The sequence below is a fragment of the Marinomonas sp. ef1 genome (assembly GCF_002806845.1).
In the GTDB taxonomy this organism is placed as follows: domain Bacteria; phylum Pseudomonadota; class Gammaproteobacteria; order Pseudomonadales; family Marinomonadaceae; genus Marinomonas; species Marinomonas polaris.
The window spans coordinates 72,201-98,081 of sequence record NZ_NHTT01000010.1 but is presented as its reverse complement, the minus strand read 5'-3'; the positions used below and the strand labels follow the sequence as shown (position 1 = coordinate 98,081).

Annotated in this window: 25 protein-coding genes; 16 read left to right on the top strand and 9 right to left on the bottom strand. The window is 42.3% G+C overall.

The window, feature by feature from the left end; translation table 11 throughout:
* The first annotated feature begins 85 nt into the window (after window positions 1–85).
* Complete coding sequence (locus tag CCS02_RS15065; protein WP_100637014.1) at window positions 86–853, top strand: hypothetical protein; 768 nt, start codon at window positions 86–88, stop codon at window positions 851–853.
* A gap of 169 nt (window positions 854–1,022) precedes the next feature.
* Entirely contained in the window at window positions 1,023–2,957 is a 1,935-nt protein-coding gene (locus CCS02_RS15060) for a bifunctional 2',3'-cyclic-nucleotide 2'-phosphodiesterase/3'-nucleotidase (RefSeq protein WP_100637013.1), read from the top strand.
* A 118-nt stretch (window positions 2,958–3,075) separates the two neighbouring features.
* On the opposite strand, the gene betA is transcribed toward CCS02_RS15060, so the two are convergent.
* The 3 genes from betA to CCS02_RS15045 form a co-directional block, all read right to left on the bottom strand.
* On the bottom strand, window positions 3,076–4,758 hold the full coding sequence (betA, locus tag CCS02_RS15055; protein WP_100637012.1) for a choline dehydrogenase: 1,683 nt from the start codon (window positions 4,756–4,758) through the stop codon (window positions 3,076–3,078).
* 35 nt (window positions 4,759–4,793) lie between these two features.
* Window positions 4,794–6,251 carry a betaine-aldehyde dehydrogenase gene (gene betB / locus CCS02_RS15050; protein ID WP_100637011.1) on the bottom strand — a complete coding sequence of 486 codons (1,458 nt, stop codon included), beginning with the start codon at window positions 6,249–6,251 and terminating at the stop codon, window positions 4,794–4,796.
* A 307-nt stretch (window positions 6,252–6,558) separates the two neighbouring features.
* The gene (locus CCS02_RS15045) at window positions 6,559–6,864 is read right to left on the bottom strand and encodes an isoamylase early set domain-containing protein (protein WP_072840777.1); all 306 of its coding nucleotides are present in this window, start codon (window positions 6,862–6,864) and stop codon (window positions 6,559–6,561) included.
* 337 nt (window positions 6,865–7,201) lie between these two features.
* Here CCS02_RS15045 and CCS02_RS15040 point away from each other — a divergent pair, with 337 nt between their 5' ends.
* Window positions 7,202–7,381: a hypothetical protein gene (locus CCS02_RS15040; protein ID WP_100637010.1), complete on the top strand. Its 180-nt coding sequence runs from the start codon at window positions 7,202–7,204 to the stop codon at window positions 7,379–7,381.
* 6 nt (window positions 7,382–7,387) lie between these two features.
* Here CCS02_RS15040 and CCS02_RS15035 read toward each other — a convergent pair whose 3' ends face one another.
* The 5 genes from CCS02_RS15035 to CCS02_RS15015 form a co-directional block, all read right to left on the bottom strand.
* On the bottom strand, window positions 7,388–9,118 hold the full coding sequence (locus CCS02_RS15035) for a GNAT family N-acyltransferase (protein ID WP_198515392.1): 1,731 nt from the start codon (window positions 9,116–9,118) through the stop codon (window positions 7,388–7,390).
* A gap of 193 nt (window positions 9,119–9,311) precedes the next feature.
* Entirely contained in the window at window positions 9,312–9,521 is a 210-nt protein-coding gene (locus CCS02_RS15030) for a hypothetical protein (protein ID WP_100637009.1), read from the bottom strand.
* A 187-nt stretch (window positions 9,522–9,708) separates the two neighbouring features.
* Complete coding sequence (locus CCS02_RS15025; protein WP_072840774.1) at window positions 9,709–9,891, bottom strand: hypothetical protein; 183 nt, start codon at window positions 9,889–9,891, stop codon at window positions 9,709–9,711.
* Between the two features lie 125 nt (window positions 9,892–10,016).
* The gene (locus CCS02_RS15020; RefSeq protein ID WP_100186718.1) at window positions 10,017–10,712 is read right to left on the bottom strand and encodes a ChrR family anti-sigma-E factor; all 696 of its coding nucleotides are present in this window, start codon (window positions 10,710–10,712) and stop codon (window positions 10,017–10,019) included.
* A gap of 5 nt (window positions 10,713–10,717) precedes the next feature.
* Window positions 10,718–11,293, bottom strand: coding sequence for an RNA polymerase sigma factor (locus CCS02_RS15015; RefSeq protein WP_072840772.1), 576 nt, complete (start codon window positions 11,291–11,293; stop codon window positions 10,718–10,720).
* Between the two features lie 266 nt (window positions 11,294–11,559).
* Between CCS02_RS15015 and CCS02_RS15010 the strand changes: the two genes are divergently transcribed.
* The 10 genes from CCS02_RS15010 (at window position 11,560) to CCS02_RS14965 (ending at window position 20,321) form a co-directional block, all read left to right on the top strand.
* The gene (locus CCS02_RS15010) at window positions 11,560–12,003 is read left to right on the top strand and encodes a nuclear transport factor 2 family protein (protein WP_100186794.1); all 444 of its coding nucleotides are present in this window, start codon (window positions 11,560–11,562) and stop codon (window positions 12,001–12,003) included.
* A gap of 10 nt (window positions 12,004–12,013) precedes the next feature.
* Window positions 12,014–12,772, top strand: a complete 759-nt coding sequence (locus CCS02_RS15005) for an SDR family NAD(P)-dependent oxidoreductase (RefSeq protein WP_100637008.1) — start codon at window positions 12,014–12,016, stop codon at window positions 12,770–12,772.
* A 66-nt stretch (window positions 12,773–12,838) separates the two neighbouring features.
* On the top strand, window positions 12,839–14,089 hold the full coding sequence (locus CCS02_RS15000; protein ID WP_100637007.1) for an NAD(P)/FAD-dependent oxidoreductase: 1,251 nt from the start codon (window positions 12,839–12,841) through the stop codon (window positions 14,087–14,089).
* A complete protein-coding gene (locus CCS02_RS14995; RefSeq protein WP_100186721.1) occupies window positions 14,083–14,874 on the top strand; it encodes a DUF1365 domain-containing protein in 792 nt (263 codons plus the stop codon). Before CCS02_RS15000 ends, CCS02_RS14995 begins: the two co-directional genes overlap by 7 nt.
* Before the next feature lie 45 nt (window positions 14,875–14,919).
* A complete protein-coding gene (locus tag CCS02_RS14990; RefSeq protein WP_072840768.1) occupies window positions 14,920–16,188 on the top strand; it encodes an SAM-dependent methyltransferase in 1,269 nt (422 codons plus the stop codon).
* Between the two features lie 14 nt (window positions 16,189–16,202).
* Entirely contained in the window at window positions 16,203–16,712 is a 510-nt protein-coding gene (locus tag CCS02_RS14985; protein WP_100637006.1) for a DUF2878 domain-containing protein, read from the top strand.
* 32 nt (window positions 16,713–16,744) lie between these two features.
* Complete coding sequence (locus CCS02_RS14980) at window positions 16,745–17,473, top strand: hypothetical protein (protein WP_100637005.1); 729 nt, start codon at window positions 16,745–16,747, stop codon at window positions 17,471–17,473.
* A gap of 58 nt (window positions 17,474–17,531) precedes the next feature.
* Entirely contained in the window at window positions 17,532–18,083 is a 552-nt protein-coding gene (locus tag CCS02_RS14975) for a DUF3833 domain-containing protein (RefSeq protein ID WP_084122490.1), read from the top strand.
* A 247-nt stretch (window positions 18,084–18,330) separates the two neighbouring features.
* Entirely contained in the window at window positions 18,331–19,884 is a 1,554-nt protein-coding gene (locus CCS02_RS14970; RefSeq protein ID WP_100186724.1) for an EAL domain-containing protein, read from the top strand.
* Between the two features lie 86 nt (window positions 19,885–19,970).
* Entirely contained in the window at window positions 19,971–20,321 is a 351-nt protein-coding gene (locus CCS02_RS14965) for a DUF6164 family protein (RefSeq protein WP_100637004.1), read from the top strand.
* A 24-nt stretch (window positions 20,322–20,345) separates the two neighbouring features.
* Here CCS02_RS14965 and CCS02_RS14960 read toward each other — a convergent pair whose 3' ends face one another.
* Window positions 20,346–21,311, bottom strand: coding sequence for a DMT family transporter (locus tag CCS02_RS14960; RefSeq protein ID WP_100637003.1), 966 nt, complete (start codon window positions 21,309–21,311; stop codon window positions 20,346–20,348).
* A 112-nt stretch (window positions 21,312–21,423) separates the two neighbouring features.
* On the opposite strand from CCS02_RS14960, the gene CCS02_RS14955 reads away from it, so the two are divergent.
* The 3 genes from CCS02_RS14955 to CCS02_RS14945 all read left to right on the top strand — a co-directional run bounded on the left by CCS02_RS14955 (window position 21,424) and on the right by CCS02_RS14945 (window position 25,862).
* Window positions 21,424–22,356: a LysR family transcriptional regulator gene (locus CCS02_RS14955; RefSeq protein ID WP_072840762.1), complete on the top strand. Its 933-nt coding sequence runs from the start codon at window positions 21,424–21,426 to the stop codon at window positions 22,354–22,356.
* Window positions 22,357–22,456: 100 nt separating this feature from the next.
* On the top strand, window positions 22,457–23,440 hold the full coding sequence (rlmF, locus tag CCS02_RS14950; protein ID WP_100637002.1) for a 23S rRNA (adenine(1618)-N(6))-methyltransferase RlmF: 984 nt from the start codon (window positions 22,457–22,459) through the stop codon (window positions 23,438–23,440).
* Between the two features lie 115 nt (window positions 23,441–23,555).
* Window positions 23,556–25,862, top strand: coding sequence for an EAL domain-containing protein (locus CCS02_RS14945; RefSeq protein WP_100637001.1), 2,307 nt, complete (start codon window positions 23,556–23,558; stop codon window positions 25,860–25,862).
* Window positions 25,863–25,881 lie beyond the last annotated feature (19 nt).

Sequence of the window (25,881 nt, the reverse complement as noted above, 5' to 3'; positions counted from 1 at the left end):
AATGAGTATTTAGGGGGATATTCTATATATTTCAGGCTCTATACTTTCGAGTACGCTCTAATTAAATATTATTAAGGAGTTATTTTTGGGCCCTAATCAGTATGTTATTTCTTCTATGAAAGCAGCAGTTCAAAATATCTGTAGTAGATGCACTTATCCAATATTTTATATTGATCATAGGGGGAGGCCTGATTTGGTGGCTACAGCTTTAATCGTTTCTATAGGAGGAGTGGTTCATTTAATAACTGCAGCCCACGCTATCAAAGACCGAGGTAATAATGTTAGTGAATTCTTTATCGGGACAAGTTCTGGCATTGTAGAAATCGAAGGTAAATATACTGTAACTGAAGCTAATCCATCTGACGGAATAGATTTATATGATATTGCTGTGGTTGAGTTAAGTGAAAACTTTGTATCCAAATATGATTTGAATTTTGTTTCTGAAAAAATCATATGTCCTTGGGAGTTTTTGGATACTAGTTTCTTTGTATTCGTTTTTGGCTTTCCTTCTTCTAAAAATAAGCAAGTAAAAAGTCTAATAAAGAATGAATTTAATTCTTTTCAATATTCATATGCGGGTGAAGTCGTTAAGAATAAAGAAACCTTTTTTCGGCATAATCGATTATCTGAGATTCATACCTGCATGACATATGGAAAAAATTGGTCATCAAATAAGCCAGTACATCCCAAAGGTTGCAGTGGCGGTGGTCTTTGGATCATAGATGAAAACGGAAACACTTATTTAGATTCAATATTTATTGAATACTACTCTAAGACTGATGTGGCTTTTGGAACAAAGTTAATTCATGTATTAAGAATGTTATCGCAGAGCGATAATAAAGCAGAGGGTTAATGAGTGTTAAGTATATCCCTTTCTTAGCTGAGTTAATGGATCTGATCCCTTACTAAACACCTGTCACAAAAAAGGCATGAACTTCGCATAAAATCGCCTTACTATGAAAACTGACTTTTTGGTTAGTATTTTTTGATACGCAAGATGATTGTATGAATGGAGTATTTTCATGACGTTTTTTGTTCCTAAGGGTGCGTCGATTTTCGCCTCTTCTTTGTTGTTTGCTGCGATGGCGCAGGCTTCTACCATTGACTTGCGGGTCATGGAAACCACGGATATTCACATGAATTTGGTGGATTACGATTACTACGGCGATAAGCAAAGTGATGCGGTGGGGTTGTCTCGTGTGGCGACTTTGATTAAGGCTGCGCGTGCGGAAATGAAAAACTCTGTGTTGGTCGATAACGGTGACTTATTACAGGGCACGCCGTTGGGCGATTATGTTGCCAAAGGTCGTGTGCTGCGCTTTGGTGAGACGCATCCTGCATTTAAAGCGATGAACTTGTTGGATTACGATGTGGGTAATATCGGTAACCACGAGTTTAACTACGGCTTAGATTTTTTAATGAAGAGTTTAAGTGGCGCTAATTTCCCTTACGTTAACTCCAACGTGTATGTGGACGATGGCGACAACGATGCGTCTAACGACCAGCCTTACTTCCAGCCTTATATCATTAAAGACAAAACCTTCGTCGATTCTGACGGTAAAAAACAAACGGTCAAAATAGGTTACATTGGTTTTGTGCCGCCACAAATTATGACGTGGGATAAGGACAATTTAACTCATAAAGTCATTGCCAAAGATATTATCGAAACAGCCAATAAATACGTTCCTGAAATGAAAGCCAAAGGTGCGGATGTGATTATCGCGATTCCACACAGTGGCATGATGAACTCACCTTATATGAAGGGTGAGGAAAACGTTTCTTATCATTTGGCGAAGGTTGACGGTATCGATGCGATTTTGTTTGGCCACTCTCATCGCATCTTTCCTGGCGACAAAGCATTAGATGCTTTCGAAGGCGTAGATGGGGAGAAAGGCACGGTATTTGGTAAGCCTGCGACTATGCCAGGTTTTTGGGGCTCTCACCTTGGGGTGATTGATTTGAAACTTGAGCCTGCTGACAATGGTTGGAAAGTCGCCGAGGGCAAAGCCGAAGTACGTGCTATTTCTCGCCGTGAAGGTCGAACTACGGTGGCTTTGGTAGAAGCCGATGCGAGTATTAATGACGCTGTAAAAACCGAGCATGAAGGTACTCTGGCCTATATGCGTCGTAAAGTGGGTGAATCCACAGCTGACATCAATAGCTTCTTTGCACTCGTGCAAGATGATCCATCCATTCAGATCGTGAACAATGCGCAGATTTGGTACGTAGAGAATATTGTTCGTGGTACGTCTTATGAAGGCTTGCCAATCTTGTCTGCCGCAGCGCCGTTCAAGGCTGGTGGTCGCGGTGGTCCAGAGTATTATACCGATGTACCAAAGGGTGACATTGCGCTTAAAAACGTCAGTGATTTGTACATCTATCCGAACGATCTAAAAGTCGTGAAGCTGACTGGCGAACAAGTGGTTGAGTGGTTAGAAGCGACGGCGGGGCAGTTTAATCAAATCGATGCGACGTCTGCTAAGCCACAAGAATTGGTTAACCAGTCTTTCCCAACCTATAACTTTGATGTGATCGACGGGATTTCTTATCGTATCGATGTGACACAACCTGCTCGTTACAATGCGGATGGTGAAGTGGTCAATAAAGACGCACACCGTATTACTAAGGCAATGTTTAATGGCGAACCATTAAGAGCGAAAGATGAGTTCTTGGTCGCAACCAATAATTATCGCGCTGGTGGCGGCGGGCATTTCCCAAATCTTAATGGCGAGACTATTGTGATCGATGCGCCAGATAAGAACCGTGATGTGGTAGCAAATTACTTATTGAGCCAAAAGACCATTAATCCTGCCGCTGACGGCAATTGGTCGTTCACCGGTTTTGGTAAAGCAAAAGTCTTGTTTACAAGCTCGCCAAAAGCAAAAGAAGCCGCAGCTAAAAATATGACGTATCAGTCTTTAGATGAAAATGGTTTTGCTGTCTTTCAAATTAAATAGCTCAGATGAAATAGCTTAGTTGCAATAACGGCCATTGAAATAGCACAAAGCTTATAAACGAAAAAACACCTGCTAAATAACTTAGCAGGTGTTTTTTTATGAGTTTATTTGTCTTTCATTAACGCTGTTTGGTTTCAAACTCTGGGTGAATCCAAACGGGTGCTTCTAGGCTCGGTAAGGCTGCTTTGCCAAGAATCATGTCGGCGGCTTTTTCTGCCACCATGATAGTTGGCGCATTCAAGTTGCCGTTGGTGATGGTCGGGAAAATAGACGAATCCACCACGCGTAGGTTTTCGAGACCTCGCACTTGGCATTGCTCGTTGAGCACGGCCATTGGGTCGTTGTCGTCGCCCATCTTACAAGTACAAGATGGATGATAAGCACTTTCCACGTTTTCTTTTACCCATTGGTCGATTTCTTCATCGCTCTGGATATTTATACCCGGTTGAATTTCATCACCACGGTAATCGTCTAGCGCAGATTGTTGAAGCACTTCGCGAGTTAGGCGAATCGTGTCGCGCCAGTCTTGCTTGTCTTGTTCGGTCGAAATGTAGTTAAACAAGATGCGCGGTTTCGCCGCTGGATTAGCGGATTCGATCCACAATTTGCCACGACTTTCTGGCTTATTTGGGCCAACGTGTACTTGGAAACCATGACCTTCAACCGCTGCTTGACCATCGTAACGCATGGCTGCTGGCAAGAAGTGATATTGAATGTTTGGCCATTTAAGACCTGCACGAGAGCGAATAAAACCACAAGATTCAAAGTGGTTGGTCGCTCCTAGTCCGGTTTTAAACAACATCCAGCGCGTACCGATCAAACCTTTGCTGATCAAGCCAAGCTTACTGTTTAGCGTCACAGGTTGTTTGCAGTAGTACTGGAAGTAGACTTCTAGATGGTCTTGCAGGTTTTCACCGACACCAGGCAGTTCGTGAACCAGAGGAACGCCGGCTTTTTCCAAGACGTCTTTTGGACCGACACCAGACAGTTGCAACAACTGTGGTGAACCAACGGAACCTGCCGACAGAATCACTTCTTTACTAGCAGTGGCTTGTTGAGTTTGGCCGTTTTTACTGAACTCAATGCCAACCGCTTTTTTGCCATCGGCCTTTTCATTTTCAAAGAGGACTTTGTGGCTAAGCACGCCCGTTTTTACCGTTAGGTTAGGGCGCGCCATGGCACGACGTAAATAGGCGTTCGACGTTGAAGCGCGTACGCCATTTTTCACCGTCATGTGCATTGGACCAAAGCCTTCTTGGCGGTAGCCATTGTAGTCGTCGGTTTTGCCGTAGCCTGCTTGTTTACCCGCATCGATAAAGGCTTGGTAAAGCGGGTTGTAGGTCATGTCGTTGCCGTTGTTGGTCGACAATGGACCGTCGCCGCCACGGTATAAGTCCGCGCCGCCTTTCCATGTTTCGGCTTTTTTAAAGTAAGGTAGGCAAGTTTGGTAGTTCCAACCTTTGGCGCCGTTTTCTTCCCACTGGTCGAAATCACAAGCGTGACCACGCACATAAACCATGCCGTTAATAGACGATGAACCGCCTAATACTTTGCCGCGTGGACAATGCATTTCACGGCCATCAAGACCGGGCTCTTTGTCCGTGTGGAATTGCCACGCGTATTTTGTCGTGTTCATTGGGTAAGATAAGGCGGTCGGCATTTGGATAAAGACGCTTTTATCTGAGCCGCCCATTTCCAATAACAACACCTTGTGTTCGCCACTTTCTGTCAGCCGGTCTGCTAGCACACACCCTGCGGAGCCAGCACCGACGATAATGTAATCGTACGTTTCATTAGCCATGACTGTTCTCATCTATTAAGAGTTAAGCGCTTCGCTTAGTAAGGGCTTTGAATGTCGTTTAGATCAACAAAGATGCTCTTCGTTTGTGTGTAGTGGTACAAAGTTTCGATGCCGTTTTCACGACCAATACCAGACTCTTTGTAACCGCCCACAGGCATTTCAGCTGGAGAAGAACCCCATGCGTTGATCCAGCAAATACCGGCCTGCATTTGACCAATGACACGATGGGCACGAGCGAAGTCTTTGGTGAAGACGCCAGCGGCTAAGCCAAGCTTGGTATCGTTAGCGCGAGCAATCACTTCATCTTCGTCGGTGAAGCTAAGCACAGACATTACTGGACCGAAGATTTCATCACGTACTTGTGGCATGTCGTCGGTGCAATCAGTGAAAACAGTTGGAGCAACAAAGGCACCTTTGTCTAAGCCGTTTTCAGTAACTTGGTAACCGCCGCATAACAAGGTCGCACCAGCGTCTTTGGCCGCTTGAATGTAGCCCAAGACTTTTTGCATGTGATCTTTGGAAATCAACGCGCCAACTTGCGTGTTCATATCCATTGGATCGCCAATAATCATGGCTTCAGTACGTTGTTTTAGTTCTTTGGTGAAAGCGTCCATCATGTCAGCGTGAACGAATACACGAGTACCGTTAGTGCAAACTTCGCCTTGCGTGTAGAAGTTGGCTAGCATCGCCGCAGAAACAGCCTGATCGACAGGCATGTCTGGGAAGATGATCATTGGTGATTTACCACCAAGTTCCATGGTTACCTGCTTCAAAGATTGTGCAGAAGCGGCCATGACTTTTTTGCCTGTTCCCACTTCACCAGTGAAAGAGACTTTGTCGATGTCTGGGTGGTTGGTGATCATTTGACCTGTACGACCGTCCCCTTGAATGACGTTGAAAACACCATCAGGCAAGCCTGCTTGGGTGTATATTTCAGCCAGTTTAAGCGCAGTAAGTGGTGTTTCTTCTGATGGTTTGAAGATCATCGCGTTACCCGCAGCCAGCGCAGGACCAGATTTCCACATAGCGATTTGAATAGGGTAGTTCCATGCGCCGATGCCAGCGCAAATACCAAGTGGCTCGCGACGAGTGTAGAAGAAGTTGCCATTGCCAAGGTCTTGGTAATCGCCTTGGATTTTATCGGTTAGGCCTGCGTAATATTCGATCACGTCAGCGCCCGTTTGAATGTCTACGCAAATGGCTTCTTGAAGTGGCTTGCCTGTGTCCAATACTTCGAGACGTGCAAGTTCTTCATTGTTTTCACGCAATAGCTCAGCGGCTTTTTTAAGGATGCGTCCGCGTTCAACAGGGCTCATTGCGGCCCACACTTTTTGACCTTGTTTTGCAGACTCTACAGCAGCATCTAGTTCAGCTTGTCCTGCGTGTTCTACTGTTGCAATCACTTCGCCTGTCGCAGGGTTGATTGTCTCAAAGTGTTCACCGCTGGTGGATGCATGGTAGCGGCCATGAATGTATTGCTGCTGATGTGCCATGATGTGCCTCTTTATGTCTGTTTCAATGCTCTGTTTCGAGTCATTGAGGTATTTGAGTTTTTATTAAACGCGCGTTTAATAAAAACAATTGTACATATTTTGGCTATAAATTGCAGCTCGAATCCGTGAATTAGTGGTTTTGGGGCAAAAAGATGACGTTATGGTACGAAGAGTATTACTGATTGAATGTGGGAATATTGGGCATAAGACATCCCTCAAAGCAAGGCAGAGAGAGGCAAAACGTCTCGGCTTAAAGTCTAAAAGCGAGACGCTATGATTGAAATGCTATAAACGTTACGAAGCGTTATTACAGGCTGATGACGCCGTTTGTGTCGTAGCTTATTGGGCTTGGAACGTAGGCGTCTGCCATGTCATCATTTAGCCATTCAGAGCCATCCAGAACATAACGAAATTGGTACGAGGTTTCGATACCCAAGTTAAGCGTCGACACAAAATCGCCAGACTTCTGTTTTTTCATTGGGTTGGCTGTGCAGTCCCAATTATTGAAGTCACCAACGACAGCGACGCTTTTTGCATCACCAATCGCTTCAGCAGGTAAGGCGAATTTCACTTTGCATTCAGGTTTGGTTTTTAAATAGGTTTTCTCAATCATTTCCAGCTCCATGGTCTAACGATAGACAAATTTGTAAGGCTACTGCAAAAGCCCGAGGGTAGATGAAACGTGTTTTTTAAACGATTTTTGAATAAGCTCTTTTATTCGTAAAGCAAAGCTTACGCCATATTTTATAACTGATTAATTCTTAAACAAAAATCTTGATTGCTTGCTTTGGGTTTTATCTGCCCCGATCCATTTTAGTGTCTAACATGATGTTAGATGCGCTATTTCAGGGCTTACAAAACTGTATGCGTTTTAAACAGTAAATTCACATTTTAGACAGTTTTCATGTCCTATACTCAAATAACACCAACAAAAATAACGAGGTGTTTTTATGGAAATTCAAACAGTCGTTCTTATCCTATTAAGTGTAATGCTGATCATTAAGATTGTTTATCTTGTTTTCTTCAAACGATCTGGTCAACAAGAAGACGACCATTTACATGGACATCACGCTCATGGTCATCATGCCCATAGTCGCCACTATCGTGGACATCACCATGATTCGCGATAGTTAGAGTTAGGGTTGATTGCCAGCGTTGTGACCTCGGTAACGTTTGTTTTTCGCTTCTTTGACTGTATTTAGGTCTATTAGGACTAAACCGTCCACGCAGTAGCCAAAGTCGGCATCGACACCAAAGTCTAAGAAGCGAACTCCGCCCGTGTCGCACAATTCACTGTACTGTTTGAACAGCGTTGGTACGCTGGCGCCAAAGTGGCTGAGCTGTTCCTTTAATATTCTAAAGTCTTCTTCATAGTTATCACCGCTGAACATGGCTGAAATGATGTCAGAGTGTTCTGTATTGACTTGATAAGGCGTGAACGAACGCGCCAAATGTTCTTTGTCGGCATAGTAGAGCTTGTAAAAGGAGACAATAAAATCTTTCGCCACTTGTGGGTAGCTGTTGCTTAGACTCACAGGACCAAACATGTAGCGAATTTCAGGGTGTCTATCTAAATAGGCGCCAATTCCGTACCACAAATAATCTAAGCTGCGCTTGCCCCAATACTTAGGTTGGATAAAGCTACGTCCTAGTTCAATACCTTGTTCGAAATAAGGTTCCATATCGCAAGAGTATTGGAACAGTTCGGCGCTGTAGATACGATTTGGTGTGTCTGACTTCATGTAACGTGCAACTTCACCTATGCGATAAGCGCCAACGATTTCTAGCTCTTCTTCATCCCATAAGATCAAATGGCGATAGTATTGATCGAACTTGTCTAAATCAGAGCGTTCACCAGTGCCTTCACCCACTTTACGAAAGGCGATTTCGCGCAAACGCCCAATCTCTTTCATAGTCACCGACATTGGATCGTAATCAAACAGGTAAATTTGTTTGTTGTCTTTGGTGCTACCAAGGTGCTCGGCTATTTTGAGCTCTTGTTTGATCATCTGTCTATTTTGCGGATGTTCAACGGTCTTTTCAGTTTTAAGCAGCGGTTTTTTGCCTTTGGCGATGCGGTACAAATGGCGTTTCACCAGTTTATTTTTCTCTTTATCGCTTAAAGGCAGTTGTGCTACCTCTTGAATCGGAATGGCTTGGCCAACTTGCATGGGGATTTTACGATTGCGCTGGCGGAACATCTCGTTGGCGAGCTGCAAAGTTGATAGCGGACGATACAAAATAGAACTGGTATAAAACAGCATAGAATTACGGCCACCGATGTGAACCGGCAATAACGGGCTGTTGGTTTTTTGTGCGAGTTTTAGATAGTTCTGATTCCAATGCTGATCTTTTACGCCGCTTGGCGACATGCGAGACACTTCCCCAGCAGGGAAAATAATCACGGCTTCTTCATTATGCAAGCAGCTCATTATGGCTTTTAGTTGTTGGCGTCCGGTTTTTCCGCCGAGATTATCGACGGGAAGAACGAGCTGCTTTAAACCGTCAAATCCCATTAATAAATCATTGGCGACGATTTTTACGTCTGGGCGAATTTCACCAATTAATCGGAGTAAAGCGAGGCCATCTAAGGCACCAAGAGGGTGATTGGCGATGATCATCACACGTCCACTTGCGGGAATGTTTCGACGATCTACTTGACTCACTTGATAGCTAAAGTTGAAGTGATCCAGTATACGATCAATAAATTCGAAGCCAACACAGCCGTGGTTTTTTTCCAGGAATTGGTTTACTTCATTTTCGTGGAATAAGCGTTTTAAAACGCTTAACGTTGGGCGAGTGATAAATGGGCTTTTGTCGAAAAACTTAGGAGATTTACTGGCAATCATTTGCTCGACTTGTATCACAGTGGCGCTCCGCTCTAATAAGTTTTTATATATCTTATTGATGAGAGTAGAGCGTCAATATGACAGCGTCGTGACGTTTATGTGGCGAATATATGACTCGTTAATAAAAGCCTTTCGCGACTGTTTTGTTCGTCAATGCTTTGTTTAAAAATAGTAGAATAGGTTAAATCGACGGCGTGTTTGTGTTTATCGGTTAACTGATAGGGGGGTTGTCTTCATCTGTTTCTTCTTCAAACTTATAAAAGAAGTTCCACAAACAATATAGCGTGATACCTGCTGCAACCATGGCCCAGATAGGTTCATTCGATACCCATTCAAGAATAGCCCATGCAACACAAAATAAAGTTACTACTACTCTACGCCATTTAGGACGGAAAAAAGCGCGATCAGATTCGGTAAGCATAATGTTCCTCTATCTATGAGGTTAAATTGTTATTTTAGGTTTTATGTATAAATAGGGAAATAATAGATAACTATTTGATTCGCCAACCTATTTGCGTTTAAAGGTAATTCTAAAACAGCGTCTATAGAGTTGGCGTACAAACGAAAATAGCGAGGGATATTTACAATCAGTAAAGTATCCCTAAAGCTTATTGTGCTTTCGTTTTGCTATTTCCTAGGGAAATGTGACGTGATCCTGTTAGCTGAGATTGTCCACTAACTCCTGAATCGATTTTATCTATGAGTCCACCGCGAGCTAGAAACTCTTGCATTTGCTTTTCAATAGATTCCGAAGTCTCCGAAGCAGCCGGCTGTTTCTTCTTAGTTGCCATGATAAATAGTCCTTGTTTTTAGATTGAACAAGGACTATACCAGATTTTCACAAAATTTGCTTGTTATTGGCTAACGTCTGCAATCGTGTGGCTATCTTTAGCTGTGAGACCAATGTCACGTAGTTTTATCTACTTGAATGAGGATGGTATCGACGAATAATGGGGTTCAATAGTCGCGTTAACCAGCCAGTAAATTCAATCGGTGCATCTAACACGGTTAAGCAGATACATTCCGCATCTTTGGTGACTATTGGCTTATGTTTGTGGCTCGCATCACGGTTGATAAAATCTCCTTGGCGATAAACACCGCTTTCATCAGAAAAAGCACCTTCTAAAACTAAGGTGATTTCATCGCCGGTGTGAGTGTGAGTTGGCATGTGAGCGCCAGCTTTTACTCTGGTCAGAGCAATTTGTGCGCCGCCTTCTTCATTATAAAGAGTGGCGATCTTAAACGACGGCGATAAGCGCATCCAATTTAGGTCATCGTAACTTTTCTTAATAAATTGGCGCAGGCTTTTCGGAATAGCGTAGTTATCCCAATCAATCGATGCTGGCTCTTCTTCTATCTTCAGGCTGTCTCTTTCTTGCTCAGCTTGTGCGTTTATCTTTTCGAAAAAGCTGTCTTTTAAATTGCTAAGCTGACGGCTGTCGGTTTTAGTTTGATCAAATAGGTGTGAACCAAGCATTTCCAACTTGCGGATTTGCTGTTGGCATTCATGACAACGCTCTAGATGTGTAGATACACATAAAGAATGCGCTAATGGTAATGAGCCGGCAGCATAGTCGGTCAGTATTTCAATCGATGGATGGTAGTTAATCATCGATACTACCTCTTAACGTAAATAGTGAGTTTGTGCAAAGCAAGGCGAACTCGAGACTTTATCGTTCCGAGAGGAAGAGATAACTCTTCTGCCGCTTCTTTGTGGGTTTTGCCTTCTAAATAGACTTTGGCCAAAACCTGTTTTTGATCCGCTGGCAATTTATCTAAGCCTTGTTGAATCCGTTCCTGATCTCTTTTTTGTTGTGCGTCTTTAAATGGGTCAGCATTTTCGTCGACCACATTTTGCCAAAGATACTCAGGATCAATATCTGATTGATGGCGACTGTTCTTACGCAAATAATCAATACGTGCGTTTCTTGCTAGAGTAAAAACCCAAGTGTTGAGAGACGCGGATTCAGGCTTGTAAGTATGTGCCTTATTCCAGATGCGAATCATAACTTCTTGAGCAATGTCATCGGCCATTAAGTTGGCGCCAGGTTGTGCCGCGAGACAGAAGGCTCTCAATTTCGGAACATAGTGATCAAACAGGCGAACGAGCGCCGCTTGATCTCTGTGCTCCGCAATAGCAAGCATATCTGCTACGCGTTGTTCATCTGGTTCTATTTGTATTGCGCGTTCCATTTATTGCTCCAAAAGGAAGGCTGACATGTCGTTCTCAAATATACGTGATGAGTAGAAGGATGGATCACATTCGTCTTTTTTAATAGTAAAAACATTTGTACTTTTAAATAGGTAAGAATAGAGGGGGATGAAAAATCTTACTTTTCAGACCATCTATTTTAAAAAGAGTGATCCATAATTTGCTTAAACACGTTTAATGGGAATAAATGAAATGAATCGATTTCGATTAATTCTCCAGATCAAGATGGCTAAGGTAAGTGATGGGCATGACGGACTCTAAAATGGATCCCAATTCTTTGTTAATAGAGCGTTTTAAAGCGTTTTATCTTGATGTAAAGCATCCAAAGCTCGACAAAATAGATGACGTATATACAGAAGATGTATTGTTTAAAGATCCTGTCCATGAATTACGTGGTGCAGAAAACTTACATGCTTATTTGTCTGAGATGTGTGTCAACGTTCACAGTGGCCGTTTTGAATACTTGGACCAAATTGTGTCCGAGAATACAGCGTACATAAAATGGAATATGCATTTTAAACACCCAAAACTCGGCAATAAAACCATTACGGTGCGTGGTATTAGTCAGGTGCAATTTAACGAGCGTATTTATTTCCATGAAGATGTTTATGACCTTGGCCAGTTGATTTATGAACATGTGCCTTTGTTGGGTGCTGTGGTGAAAGGTTTAAAAAAGCGCCTAGCGAACTAAGGAGAGTCTCATGGGTCAGGTAGTGGATAGAAAAGTCGTTTGGATAACCGGAGCGAGTTCAGGTATTGGCCTTGCGTTGACCAAACGTTATTTAGATGACGGTTGGAGGGTATTAGCCAGTGCGCGCAAGCAAGGCGAGCTAGAGCCTCTAATAGACAAACACCAACATTTAACATTTATTCCTTTTGATATAACGGATGACAGTCAAATGGATTCCGTCCGAGATACACTGAGTTCATATTCTGCCCATTTAGACTGTGCGGTATTAAACGCAGGTACCTGTGAGTATTTGGATATGACGGACACTGATCCAGATTGGAAAATGATGGATCGTATTATGTCGGTTAACTTTATTGGTTTGGTGAATAGTGTCGAAGTGTGTTTGCCATTGCTGAAGAAATCCTTACGTCCGCATTTGATTGGTGTGAGTTCTCAAGCAGTACAGGCTGCTTTTCCGCAAGCTGAAGCCTATGGTGCAAGTAAAGCCGCTATTCGATATTTCTTATCTTCTTTGCGCATGGATTTGAAGCAATTCAATGTCGATGTCACCTGTTTATTGCCGGGTTTTGTTGATACGCCTTTGACGCAGAAAAACACCTTTTCTATGCCGTTTCTAATGTCACCGGATGATGCTGCAAAACGCATGTTCAGTGCACTAGAGTCTCGTCCATTTGAGTACGCCTTTCCAAAACGGCTAACGGCCATGTTGTGGGCAGGAAGACATTTCCCAAAATTATGGTTATCGATGTTGGCGCCAAAAACTAAATAACGATTTCAAATCTAAAAACACCAGTTCGGCTGGTAATAACAAAATATGTTTTTAAGGGGACAATGAGTGAAAATTGCCATTATTGGATCAGGGATTTCCGGTCTAACCAGCGCTTATCTTTTACAGCAGCAACATGATGTGACGGTGTTTGAATCCGCAGAGCGGATCGGCGGTCATACTGCGACCGTGCAAGTTGAAGAAGCCGGAAGTACTCGGGCAATTGATACTGGTTTCATTGTCTTTAATGACTGGACGTATCCGAATTTTATTCGCTTGATGGATGAGTTAGGTGTGAAATCTAAAGCAACAGAAATGAGCTTTAGCGTCAGCTGTCAGCGTAGTGGCTTAGAGTATGGTGGAAACAACTTAAACACCTTGTTTGCTCAGCGTCGAAACCTATTGAACTTCTCTTTTATTGGCATGTTAAAAGACATCCTACGTTTTAATAAAGAAGCCATTTTGGACCTAGAAAGCGGCCAGTTAAAAGAAGGCGTGACGCTTGGCGAATATCTAAAGGAAAAGGGTTACGGTAGCCGCTTTGCGAGCCATTACTTGATTCCTATGGGGAGCGCTATTTGGTCATCAACACTGGATGAAATGATGGAATTTCCTTTGGTGTTCTTCGTTCGCTTCTTTAAAAATCATGGCTTATTGAGCGTTAATGATCGCCCGCAATGGCGAGTAATCGAAGGTGGTTCGTCGGCGTATTTACAGCCTTTGGTAGAAAAGTTCAAAGACAGAATCCAGCTTGGGGCAGATATTACTCAAGTTCATCGCTCTGAAGATAAAGTCATCATTCACTTTGGTGATGGCTCAGCACAGATTTTTGATCAAGTGGTGTTCGCTTGTCATAGTGACGAAGCCTTGGCTTTGTTGGCAGCCCCTTCCCCAGACGAGCAAGTCATTTTGGGTGCGATTCCTTACCGAAATAACGATGTAGTACTTCATACCGATACGCGACTGTTGCCGAAGAAAAAATTGGCCTGGTCGAGCTGGAACTATCATTTAGGTGAAGATCGAACCAAGCCTGCAACGCTTAGCTATAACATGAATATTCTGCAGCATTTTTCCAGCGACACAACTTATGTGGTGACTTTGAACCAGACCGACATGATCGCAGAAGACAAAATAGTTGGGCGTTTTCAGTATTCTCATCCTACCTTTACCTTAGAAGGCATCAAGGCTCAGGATCGTTGGTCAGATATTAATGGTGTAAACAAAACATGGTTCTGTGGTGCCTATTGGCGCAACGGTTTCCACGAAGATGGTTGTTGGAGCGGTGTTCGTGTCGCTAATGGACTTGGTATTTCATGGTAGATTTTGTTCCTAAGCACAGCACTATTTATCATGGCATGGTGCGTCATCGTCGTTTTACGCCGCGTTCCCATACCTTTCGTTATCGCGTCTTTATGATGTATTTCGATTTAGATGAATTGGATGATGTACTGGCGATGAGCCCTTGGTGGTCGATGAAGTCTTGGTCTCTCGCTCGATTTTATCGAAAGGATTACTTCGGGGATGACTCGCTGTCTATCAAACAGGCTGTATTGTCTGAAGTGAATGAGCGTTTGGGGCTGAATTTATCAGGTTCTGTGCGCATGCTTACCAATTGTCGCTACTTCGGCTTCATCATTAATCCCATTACCATTTATTACTGCTTTGATGAAAATGAGCAACTTCAGGCTATGTTGCTTGAAGTGACGAATACGCCTTGGCGCGAGAAAATTCCTTACGTTTTAAAATGTGATCCAAGCGATCAAATGCAGCGTATTCAATTTAATAAGGCAATGCATGTGTCGCCTTTCCATCCGATGGAACATTTTTATGATTGGCGCAGCAATGTTCCGAATAAGAAGCTAGCGGTACATATGCAGAACAAAGAGTTAGAGGGCAAGCAATGTGTGTTTGACGCCACATTATCGCTGACTCAAATGACACTGACGTCAAGCTCCATGGCTAGGGTACTGTTTAGTTATCCTGTCATGACGATGCAAGTGGCATTCGGTATTTATTGGCAAGCACTTAAGCTTTGGATGAAGAAAGTACCTTTTTATTCACATCCGAATTCATCGTCTACCACTACTAAAAAAAGTAATAAGTAGTCAGTAGTAAATTAAGTAGCAAAACGCATTAGGAGACTAAAAAGTATGAACTCCGTCAGTATGGATAATCAAAAAGTGAGAAAAAATCGCACAACAACATGGTTTGATAATTTAGCCCGCAAAATGGTCTTTACTATGCTGGGTAAATTGGAAGTGGGTCATCTTACGTTGGAAGAGAGTGGTGAAACCTATTCTTTTGGTGAGGCGAAAGATAATACTCAATACATTGCTCATATTCATGTTCACGATATTCATGCTTACCGCGATGTGTTTTTAAACAGCAGTATCGGTGCTGGCGAAGCTTATATGAAAGGCTGGTGGTCGTCTTCAGATGTAGTTGGTGTTATTCGCCTGATGGTAGCTAACTTAAACCTGATTAATAAAATGGATGCTAAGCGCCCAATTTGGAGCCGTATTGGTGCCAAGATTGTTCACAAGCTAAACGCCAACACCAAGAAAGGCTCGAAAGATAATATTTCTGCTCATTATGATTTGGGTAACGATTTTTTCTCTTTGTTTTTAGATCCTACCATGATGTATTCCTCGGCGGTTTATCCTCAGATCAACTCTTCTTTAGAAGAAGCATCGGTGAATAAACTGGATCGTATTTGCCAAAAACTACAGCTTAGCGAAGATGATCATCTGTTAGAAATTGGAACGGGTTGGGGCGGCATGGCGATTCATGCAGCTAAGCATTATGGTTGCCAAGTAACCACGACGACTATTTCCAAAGAACAATACGAATTTGCCAAAACGCGGGTGGAAGCCGAAGGCTTGCAAGACAAAATCACTTTGTTACTTGAAGACTATCGAGATCTTCAAGGTCAATACGACAAACTCGTATCTATTGAAATGATCGAAGCGGTCGGCCACGAATACTACGACAGCTATTTTTCTAAGTGCAGTGCGCTCTTGAAACCACACGGTGTTATGGTGATTCAAGCCATTACCATCGCCGATCAGCGTTACGACTACGCACGCAGCTCTGTCGACTTTATTCAGCGTTACATCTTCCCTGGTGGTTGTTTGCCATCTAACCAAGTTATTGCACATAAAATTGCATCGAAAACCGATATGCAGATCGTCGGATTAGAAGATATTACTGAGCATTACGCGAAAACCCTTGCCGATTGGCGTACACGTTTTCATGCGGCACGTCGTGAAGTCACAGAGATGGGATTCGATGATGTGTTCTGCCGTATGTGGGATTTTTATCTAGCTTATTGTGAAGGAGGCTTTAAAGAACGTGCCATTAGTACTGGGCAGTTTGTTTTTGCTAAACCGGATCATCGTTTGTCGATTGGCACTAAGTAAATGGAGTAAATGGCATGAAACCTTTGATTAATGCCATTTTGTTTCAAATCGTTTGGTTTGTCTGCTTGCTTGCTGGCAACGCTTGGGCATTGGTCGCAACTCTGGTTTATCTTTTTTTGCATGATCGCTATTTTATGCAGACTCGTAGAGAATGGCGTTTGCTGTTTACCTTCCTAGCACTAGGTGTCGTCATTGATGGTACTTTATTTCATATCGGGGTGTTTTCATCGAACGTGACCTTATTCGGACAAACAAAATTGCCGCCGATTTGGCTGCTTTGTCTTTGGGTTTGTGTCGGCACCTTATTTGCTCATAGTTTGGCTTTTTTGCGCTCCCGTTATGTTTTGAGTGCTTTAATGGGTGTAGTTGGGCCAACGATGAGTTATTTTGCTGGTGCTAATTTAGCCGGTATCAGCTTGGCAGAACCAGTGTTCTTGACTCTTTTTATAGTAGCGATTATTTGGTCTTTGGTGTTACCGTTGGGTGTATGGCTTTGTGAAAAGTGGGCATTATTTCAAAAATGAGCATTGGTTAAATAGTGAGGATAGATAAGAAAATGAAGCGTTCTTTCGAGTTTTTACCGCAGCAGCGGTTTTTTATTGCTGCCTTTTGTGCCTTCTTATTTAGCTCTGTATGTTTGGCTGATACGTCTTTTTCTAAAATAGTAGGCAGTGCCTACAGTGTCGAAACGGGTGCTTTGTTATATAGAGAAACTCACGAAAAACTCGCTGATGGTACTTACAGTGTCGAATACTCAGAGCCAGATGGCCGTGTTTTTGGGCATAAAACGCTAAATTTTTCTCAGTCGATGATAACGCCAAGTTTTTCGCAGTTAAATGAGCGTAACGGTGAAAAGATTGAAGTTACCCAATCTGGCGGAAAGTTAGATGTTGTTTATCAAGAAAATAGTGCTGGCAAAGAAGAAAAGGCATCAGTGAAATTAGCGGCTGGCATGGTAGTTGATGCTGGTTTTGATGCTTTTATTAAACAATACTGGGACGCCTTAGAGGCAGGTAAAAATATGGATATTGAGTATCTAGTACCCAGTAAACAAACGACCTTTACATTTCGTTTTAGTAAAACCACATGTGTAGAGGGAGCTCAGGATGGCGCTCAGTGTTTCGCTCTTTCCCCAGTTTCTTGGTTGGTAAAACTGGCGGTCGATCCTATTGTGGTTGCTTATGATCCAGCAGATAAAAGTTTACTGCGCTTTACTGGTCGGGCAAATATCTGTGACGCACAAGGCAAGTATCAAGCAGTCGATATCCAATATCATTATATGTAGTCGATATCCAATATCATTATATGTAGTCGATTTTCAACATTAGTTTAGAGGAAGCAATATGAAGCATTTGTGCCGATCTGTTATGGGCAAATTTACTGTTTTACTGTGTTTGTTATTGCTTACGGCATGTTCTACGTCAGACGTGTCTTTGTATGCTAAAAATGAGCCCAAGTTTGACTTACAACACTTCTTTTCCGGGTCTTTAACTGCGCACGGCATTTTGAAAAATCGCAGTGGCGAAGTGACTCGTTATTTCAATGCCACGTTAGAAGGACGCTGGAAAGCTGGTGTTGGCATATTGGTTGAAAAATTTGTATTTGATGATGGTGAAATCCAGCATAGAACCTGGATTATGACGCCTAACGATCAGGGTGAATATTCCGCAACAGCGAACGACGTTGTTGGCTCTGGTGAGATTAAAATGTCTGGCAATGCCTTATTTATGAATTATGTTTTACAAGTCCCCTATGATGGCGATGTAATCGAAGTGAATGTTGATGATCGTATGTATATGGTAAAAGATGGTGTAGTTATTAACGAATCGATAATGAAAAAATTTGGCGTTGAAGTTGGTTACTTGTCTATCGTTATTGAAAAGGTGCCTCAGTAGTACAGATGCGTTTAATTACATTTGATCGTTCGTACAAAAATGCATAATACTATAGATGCTTTATTACCTCGTTGGATAGAGATAGTGAGCACAAGGTTTATTTTCTGTGTTATATAAAAAAGACTGCTTTAGGCAGTCTTTTTTATTGGCGCTTTTAAATATCTATGTAATGATCTGAATGTCTTTTAATAGACCTAAAAATAGTATGATTTATTTCTTTTAGACTAAGTAACAGGGAGGGCGCTTTATGTTTAAAAACATCACTGCACTAGTGCCTTCAAAGAAAAAAGTAGTCTTCCTCTATGCTTTCCTTTCCTTTTTTATTATTTTCACGGTTTTTACTCTAGGGCTTTATTTATCTTTATTGAATGATTTAGATAATCGTACAAATGTCGCCAAAAATGCTTTATCGGATCGAATGAATGCTATTTTTACTGAATTAAAACAGGTTGTTAACGATAGCAGTTTGTCTTGTGAAAAAGCTGATATTACGCGTTTAAGACGCGCCACATTTTATTCCCCTATCTTTAAAGAATTTGGTTTGTTCAATTCAGAATTTAGAGTGTATTGCACAAATCTAGGGGCTATAAATATTAAAATATATGACTCAATTGCGTCGCGTATTACGCAGAGTATGGGGCGAAAAACAGTCTCTTTAGTGAATTCTAATACGTTGGGCGAATCTACATTTTTTGCTTTTTATCAGAGGGATGATGGTCTTGGTGTAAATGGATTAGCGCCGCCAGATAAGATAGCCGCCAGTGTCGATCAAATCCTTTTACCAGATTATTTTTATGAACTGACTCTCGGTAAGCAGATACTCTTTTCAAATAGCAATGACATAGATTCCAGAGTATTGGGTAATACAGAAGTATCCTTAGCTGATTGGTCGATGACATTAGCTGTGTTTTTTCCCTCAAGTTTATACTGGCGTCATTTATGGTCGCTTTTGCCATTTATTATAGTGTGCTGGGTGTTGTTGTCTTTCGTGTTCTATGTCGGGCATTTAGTGCTTGTTTATTATCGACGCTCTTTACGTCATTGCATCAAACGAGCAATTAAAAACAATACGATGGAAGTGCATTTTCAGCCGATTGTTTCACTAACAGAGGGTGGGTTTCATGAAATGGAGGCGCTTATTCGATGGAATTCATTTCGTTATGGTCAGGTCTCGCCATTAGTGATTGTAGATATGGCGGATCGGTTGGGCTTGATCGATCATCTTACTTGGATGGTGATTCGCAAAGTTGGGGACTTTTATAGAGAATATCCTGAGCAACTAAGGCACATTAAAATATCAGTGAACGTTGATAGGCATAGCCTTCTTAAAGAAGGCTTCGCGTCAGATTTGGCCGAAATCCTTGAAGAGTATCCTGAATTGAAAGGTCGGCTTGGCCTTGAAGTAACAGAAACCAGTGTGTTAGACGCTGCAGAGTTGCCTTTGATGGTGAGTCGTTTTGAACATATTAAAGCACTAGGCGTTAGTTTGTCTGTAGATGATTTTGGCACTGGCTATGCAGGGTTAGATTTTCTTCGCCGTTTCCCATATGACACATTGAAACTGGATCAAATTTTTATCGCTAGCTTGAAGGATGATCAGTTCACCCGTCAGATACTAACTTCAGTCACGAAACTGGCAAAAGAACTCAATATGGAGTTGATCGCCGAAGGTGTTGAACATGAAGATCAGCTTAATGCGGTTCGAGAGCTTGGTGTTGACAGGGTACAAGGTTATTACTTTTGTCGACCTCTACCAAAAGAACAAGTTATTGCTTGGTTTGAAGAAAACGCCTCTCCTTAAAAAGTCATTCACAATACAAGATTGTATTATTGTCTGGCTTCTCTTACTCTCTACCGCTTAATTTCTATGCTCAAGGTTTTTACGATATGGCAACTCTGGTTTTTCGGCTTAAATATGTTCCTGATGAGGAAGCTGACGATATTCGCCAATTATTGCTTGATCATGACATTGCCTTCTACGAAACCACTGCTGGACGTTGGCAAATTTCCATGGCCGGACTGTGGGTAAAAGATAAAGAGCAAGCCATAAAAGCGAGAGAGTTAATTCTAGAAGATCAAATCGCTCGAGCTAAAACCATGCGTCCCATCACTTTTGGGCAATGGATATTGGGTTATTTACAACACACTCGTCAAAATCCTGCGGAAGCTATTTTTACTCTAATCGCTGTATTGCTTATTTTAGGTATTTCAATCATTCCATTTACGCTATGGCTATAACCGCCTAAAGCTCTGCAGATCAAACTAAGCTGCTTCTCTTAGTGGTTTTGTCAGTAACGCGGCTTTACGCTGTACTCTTGCGCTTATCAGTTGCACGTTAATCGCGCTGATGACAACTATCAACATGCCAAACAAACTGAGCAAGTCTGCATGAGATGAGCTTATGCTGCCTGACCACCAACCAAAAGCCACACAGAATTCTGTCAATATGAATGCCATCACAGGCGTTAACGCGATCGAAGCGCTGACTTGAACTGTTTGCCAATAACGCATTGCTTGTGCGAAAGCACCATACGCAATGAGTGTATTAAGGCAGCAAAATGCGGCAATCCAAGCATCATCAGAAGACATTTTTAGCAGTTCGTTTGGTGATGAAAACGGCAGCATAACGACTAAAGCATAAATATAAATCGCTAGTAATATATTGGACGGTGCTAGATGTTTGAACAAAGACTTTTGCAGCAACGCATACATAGACCATGCCGCGGCAGACATCTGAACAATAGCGAAACCAACCCAGATTGAGCCTTGACTACCTTGCCCAAAAATAGGGTGGAAAAAAACCAACATCCCTAAGCCTATTCCTACAAAACATAACCATTGTTGCCAGTTAATGCTTTCTTTTAGAAAAAACAAACCGCCTAAGGCAAGAAACAGCGGTGCGATTTGGAAGCTCAATTGTGCTGAACCAGGGAGTAAAAAATTCAAGCTCCAAGCAAAGCTTGTGTAGTTAACAATCAAAAATGTTCCTGCGGCGAAAAGTCTCAGCCAGTCATTTTTTGACAGGGATTTGAACTCGCCTAATTTGCCGCGTTGCCATTGCCATAAGCCCAAAATGATACCAGCCACTGAAAAGCGCAACCAAGTTAGAGTAATAGGATCGGAAAACCCTCCAGAAAGTTTGAGAGCAATGGGCAACATTCCCCAAAACAGCACAGTGACGGAGCTAAAAAAGAGGCCGTACAAAAAAGTCTGTTTTGAAGTTAGCATGGCTTTAGCCTTATTAAAGAGAAGAGAGTTAGAAATTTCATAATGGCTTTCCCTCCTTATTAAATCCAATGCATAATAGTTCTAATCATTATGCATAAATCGAGATTTGGTCATGATTCCTAGCTCGCTACAACATTTGGATCTTAAATCCCTGACTGGGCTCTTATACTTATTGGAAGAACGTAACGTTGGGCGGGCGGCCGATCGCCTCTACTTAAGTCAATCTGCAATGAGTCGATTGCTTAATCGATTACGTGACGCCTTTGATGATCCTTTGTTTATTCGTACCTCAAAAGGCATGGTACCAACGTCAAAAGCATTAGCATTAGAAGCGCCATTAAAGCTCATGTTGGAACAATTGGCAGGGTTGTGGACAGAATCTGAATTTCAGCCGCAAAGCAGTTATCGTACTTTTCGTATGCAAACCACCCATTATCAGGCTCAAGCTTATATGCCTGCGATTGCGGAGCAATTTTATCGAGAAGCACCTTTTGCCTCATTGGAAACCAGTACGCTTACTGAAACCAGTTTACTAAACCAAGCGGAGCATTCTTTAGATCTTGCCTTGTGTAGTGATTACATTCAGCTTCCTAATAGCTTTGAGAAACATCTACTGGGGCGTGAAAAATTTCGCTGTGTCATGTCTGCGAATCATGCATTAGCCATGAAAGATAACATTACCTTAGATGACTATTTGGCTTACTCTCATGTATTAGTGAATTTGGGCGGTTCTAATCCTGTGATTAGTGATGCCTTACTTGGTGAGCGTGCACGTGAGCGGCATTTTGCCTTTCGTACGCCTTACATGTTGGCTGCTTTGGAAACGGTAGGCAGAACGTCACTTTTAATGAGTAACAGTGGTTTGTTACCTGAACGGTTTCAACAGCAATTTGGTTTGGTGATCAAAGATCTACCGATGGATTTTCCTTTTATTCACTATTATTCAAGTTGGCCAAAATCGGTAGAAAATGATCCCGGTGTGATCTGGTTTAGAGACATTTGTGAGCGAGTGGTAAAAGGCTTAATTCCTTATCCAGAACCATGATATTCATGCTCTGTGAGATTTCATAGCAAATCCAGCACATTTAGTCCAAGCTGAGGAATTCGGTTATACTCGCGTTTTGGTTTAAAACAATGGCATCGCAGTGGTCCTAAAAAGCAAGAATACGAAAAGTAAACGCACCAATAAATTAGAGCTTCATCCTCGTAACCCGCATCGTGCGCGTTACGATTTTGCGCTATTAGCGGATTCTTGCCCTGAACTTTCTGGTTTTATTCAACTGAATCAATACGGTAATGAGTCAGTGGACTTTGCCAATCCCAATGCAGTGAAAACCTTAAATCGTGCCTTGCTCAATCATTTCTATGGCGTTGCTTTTTGGGATATTCCACCTGGCTACCTTTGCCCGCCTATTCCTGGTCGAGCGGATTACATTCATTATTTAGCAGATTTACTCGCCGCTAGTAATCAGGGCGTGATTCCTCGCGGAAAAGGTATAAAAGTCTTGGATGTGGGGGTTGGGGCGAACTGTGTTTATCCGATTATTGGTCATCAAGAATATGGCTGGCAGTTTATCGGTTCCGATGTGAATCCAGTTGCCGTAGCGACTTGCGACACCATTGTTAAATCTAATCCGTGCTTGAAGGGCGCAATTAATGCGCGTTTGCAAACTCAACCTGCTAAGCTTTTTGATGGTGTGTGGAAAGAAAAAGACCGCTTTGATTTGACCTTATGTAATCCGCCGTTTCATACCAGCGAATCGGCGATGATTGACGAATCTCAACGTAAATGGCGTGGGGTAAAGGGTAAAGCTGATAAAACTGAAAAGCCAGTGTTGAACTTTGGCGGCACGGCTGCAGAATTATGGTGTGATGGCGGTGAAGCGGGTTTTGTTTCGCGTATGGTAAAAGAAAGCGTGCGGTACGCTGACCGTTGCTTTTGGTTTACGTCTTTGGTGGCGCGTCAGGGGAATTTAGATGCGATTTATCAGACATTAAAAGATGTTGGTGCTCGCCAAGTGAAAACGATTGAAATGGCGCAAGGCCAGAAAATTAGTCGATTTGTTGCTTGGAGTTTCCTTGCTGACGATCAAATAGATTATTGGAAAGATAATTATTGGCAAAATTAGGGTTATTGGGACATATGGCATAAAAACAAGATAAGCCCTATTATTCTTGATCATTGTTGTGTTTTTTGGTTTTCAGTTAAGCAGCCTAGGTCATTAGCATTAAAGAGGTTTTAAGGTGTTAAAAAGCTTTCAAGCACGACTCATTATGTTTGTCTTGGTGTTGCTTGCTCTGGTTCAGTTAGGAACTGCATTGGCCGTATTGTCGTCTTTAAAAGAAGATAATTACAAACAAGGCGTTCATTCCATCGACGTATCACGCAATGTCTTTGATTTGTTTCTCGAAGCACGCGCCGAGCAGTTAACGAAAGGGGTTGAAATCTTAACCTCAGATTTTGGTTTTAAACAGGCCGTAGCGACTCGAGAAACTGGCACGATTCGCTCTGTTTTACAAAACCATGGCGCACGTATTAATGCGGACATTTCTGTTCTCGTTTCCCCTCAAGGCGAATTAATTACCGCTACTCAAGAACTGAATATTAGCAATACCATTGCAGAGCTAGTCTTTGCAGCGCGTCGTTCTGGCGGCTCATCCATTAGCACTATGATTGCCTTAAATAATCAAGCTTATCAGTTGGTTTTAGTTCCCATTAAAGCCCCCAACTTGGTGGCATGGGTGGGCATGGCTTTTCTGCTCGATCAAGCCTTGGCTGAGCAAATTAAAAATGTCACGGGACTAGACATCAGTTTTGTTTATGAAGTTGATGATGCACATACTCTTTCTGGCGGATCGACCTTGCCACTAGAAGAAAAAGAGACGCTTTTTAAAGATATTGCCAGCATTGAAAATATTCTTAAATCTCCAGCTTTTTCCAATGATGAAAAGTATCTATCGCTTGGTGTAGATCTTGGTATGCCAAATCAATGGGGTATTATTCATTTGCCTTATGGTCCTTGGTTGCAGAGTTACAATAACACCCGTAATCAGTTGGTATTGATTTTTACTGGGGCACTGGCACTGGCATTGTTATTTGGTGTTGCCCTGGCTCGTAATATGACTCAGCCAATTAGCCGCTTGGTGGATTATGCGAAGCAAATTGGCCAGGGTGGCAATAAAGAAAAGATTAGTGCGCCGGATATGGTGGGCGAATTTGGCGTTCTATCTCATACCATGAAAACAATGCAAGATTCTATTATCAACAGGGAAGACGAAATGACATATCGTGCTTCTCATGATCAGCTTACAGGCTTGTTCAATCAGAGCGCGGTAGAGCAGTATTTAAGTGATGAATTGCCAAAAGAACAAGGCGGTTTGGTGCTTGTTAATATTCGTCACTTTAAAGACATCAACAATATGTTGGGGTTTGATGTAGGGAGTTCACTACTTTCGAAAGTAGCTGAACGGCTTCAAAAGTGGGGACATGATGCTAATATGTTGGCTCGATTAAGCGGCGATAAATTTTTGCTGATTTTTGGCCGACCAATCACTCAGCAGGACTGTAGCAATTTAAAATGTCTGTTCAGTGAAGAGTTTGAAGTAGAAGCTGGTTCTGGTATTCGCTTGGATATTAGTATCGCAGTGCTCCCATTTGAACATGCCACCAACAGTGTAAATAGCGCTATGCGCCGTTTGGACATTGTTGCCGATGAAGCGCGTGAATCAAGCGAGTTATGCGTTTTTTATGAAGTAGGTCAGGATGAAAATCACCGTCGTCAGCTGACGATTATTCGAGACCTACCAACTGCATTAGAAGGCGGTCAGTTATTTGTTGTTTATCAGCCTAAGGTTGGTTTAGTTGGCGACGATTGCCATGAAGCAGAAGCACTAATTCGTTGGATTCACCCTGAGCTTGGTTTCCTTCCTCCAGATGAGTTTATTTCTTTATTAGAACACGCTGGCAGTATTCAACAATTAACGAAATGGGTATTGAATACTGTCTTGTCTCAACTGAGCAAGTGGTGGGCGCAAGGCCATGAAATACGTGTCGCGGTGAATTTATCGGCGCATGACCTGTTAGATGAACAGCTGCCATTTATTGTCTCTGAGGCATTGCAAGCGAATCGTTTACCGACTCGTGCGCTTGCATTAGAAGTAACAGAAAGTGCGGTAATGAAAGACCGAGTGAAAGTTATTAATGTATTGAAAGCATTACAAGAAATGGGTATTCACCTAGCCATTGATGACTTTGGCACAGGGCAATCTTCCTTGGCGTATTTGCGCGAGTTACCAGTCAATGAAGTGAAAATTGACCGAGCCTTTATTCAGTTTATTGATACCAATAAAGGCGATGAGTTTATTACTAAGGCTACCATTGAACTGTCTCATAGTTTGGGCTTTCAGGTAACAGCTGAAGGCGCAGAGAATGCTGAGGGAACGGCACTTTTAAGACAATATCATTGTGATAAGATACAGGGCTATTTTTTCTCTAAGCCATTGGTTGCAGAAGAATTCTTTAAATGGCGTGAAGCTTTTCATAGGCAATAAGCCATAAATTACCATAAGA

What these genes read in the sequence shown, in the direction of transcription:
- CCS02_RS15060 (WP_100637013.1), top strand. Translation starts at nt 1,023, where the DNA reads ATGACGTTTTTTGTTCCTAAGGGTGCGTCGATTTTCGCCTCTTCTTTG.
- betA (WP_100637012.1), bottom strand. Translation starts at nt 4,758, where the DNA reads ATGGCTAATGAAACGTACGATTACATTATCGTCGGTGCTGGCTCCGCA.
- betB (WP_100637011.1), bottom strand. Translation starts at nt 6,251, where the DNA reads ATGGCACATCAGCAGCAATACATTCATGGCCGCTACCATGCATCCACC.
- CCS02_RS15045 (WP_072840777.1), bottom strand. Translation starts at nt 6,864, where the DNA reads ATGATTGAGAAAACCTATTTAAAAACCAAACCTGAATGCAAAGTGAAA.
- CCS02_RS15040 (WP_100637010.1), top strand. Translation starts at nt 7,202, where the DNA reads ATGGAAATTCAAACAGTCGTTCTTATCCTATTAAGTGTAATGCTGATC.
- CCS02_RS15030 (WP_100637009.1), bottom strand. Translation starts at nt 9,521, where the DNA reads ATGCTTACCGAATCTGATCGCGCTTTTTTCCGTCCTAAATGGCGTAGA.
- CCS02_RS15025 (WP_072840774.1), bottom strand. Translation starts at nt 9,891, where the DNA reads ATGGCAACTAAGAAGAAACAGCCGGCTGCTTCGGAGACTTCGGAATCT.
- CCS02_RS15020 (WP_100186718.1), bottom strand. Translation starts at nt 10,712, where the DNA reads ATGATTAACTACCATCCATCGATTGAAATACTGACCGACTATGCTGCC.
- CCS02_RS15015 (WP_072840772.1), bottom strand. Translation starts at nt 11,293, where the DNA reads ATGGAACGCGCAATACAAATAGAACCAGATGAACAACGCGTAGCAGAT.
- CCS02_RS15010 (WP_100186794.1), top strand. Translation starts at nt 11,560, where the DNA reads ATGACGGACTCTAAAATGGATCCCAATTCTTTGTTAATAGAGCGTTTT.
- CCS02_RS15005 (WP_100637008.1), top strand. Translation starts at nt 12,014, where the DNA reads ATGGGTCAGGTAGTGGATAGAAAAGTCGTTTGGATAACCGGAGCGAGT.
- CCS02_RS14995 (WP_100186721.1), top strand. Translation starts at nt 14,083, where the DNA reads ATGGTAGATTTTGTTCCTAAGCACAGCACTATTTATCATGGCATGGTG.
- CCS02_RS14990 (WP_072840768.1), top strand. Translation starts at nt 14,920, where the DNA reads ATGAACTCCGTCAGTATGGATAATCAAAAAGTGAGAAAAAATCGCACA.
- CCS02_RS14985 (WP_100637006.1), top strand. Translation starts at nt 16,203, where the DNA reads ATGAAACCTTTGATTAATGCCATTTTGTTTCAAATCGTTTGGTTTGTC.
- CCS02_RS14980 (WP_100637005.1), top strand. Translation starts at nt 16,745, where the DNA reads ATGAAGCGTTCTTTCGAGTTTTTACCGCAGCAGCGGTTTTTTATTGCT.
- CCS02_RS14975 (WP_084122490.1), top strand. Translation starts at nt 17,532, where the DNA reads ATGAAGCATTTGTGCCGATCTGTTATGGGCAAATTTACTGTTTTACTG.
- CCS02_RS14970 (WP_100186724.1), top strand. Translation starts at nt 18,331, where the DNA reads ATGTTTAAAAACATCACTGCACTAGTGCCTTCAAAGAAAAAAGTAGTC.
- CCS02_RS14965 (WP_100637004.1), top strand. Translation starts at nt 19,971, where the DNA reads ATGGCAACTCTGGTTTTTCGGCTTAAATATGTTCCTGATGAGGAAGCT.
- CCS02_RS14960 (WP_100637003.1), bottom strand. Translation starts at nt 21,311, where the DNA reads ATGCTAACTTCAAAACAGACTTTTTTGTACGGCCTCTTTTTTAGCTCC.
- CCS02_RS14955 (WP_072840762.1), top strand. Translation starts at nt 21,424, where the DNA reads ATGATTCCTAGCTCGCTACAACATTTGGATCTTAAATCCCTGACTGGG.